Genomic DNA, 221 nt, shown 5'->3' with positions numbered 1-221 from the left:
TTGAAAGAAGGCGGCGAAGCAACATTCTACATCCCTGCTAAATTGGCTTACCGCGAAGTGGGTGCCGGCGATAAAATCGGCCCGAACGCTACTTTGGTATTCGACGTGAAACTGGTTAAAGTCGGCGCGCCTGATGCTGCTGCACAACAACCTGTACAAGTTGACGTACAAAAAGTTCAATAATCCGAATCAAGGCTTACGCCCTTAAACAACGGATAAAA

Annotated in this window: 1 protein-coding gene; it reads left to right on the top strand. The window is 47.5% G+C overall.

All coding sequences use genetic code 11. The features are described 5' to 3' along the window. Window positions 1-183: FKBP-type peptidyl-prolyl cis-trans isomerase (locus ACTHSP_RS24315; protein WP_440346280.1), on the top strand; the 183-nt coding region annotated here is incomplete at its 5' end. Window positions 184-221 lie beyond the last annotated feature (38 nt).

This window comes from Neisseria sp. P0001.S005, from assembly GCF_051963715.1.
This window is presented reverse-complemented; position numbering and strand designations above follow the sequence as displayed.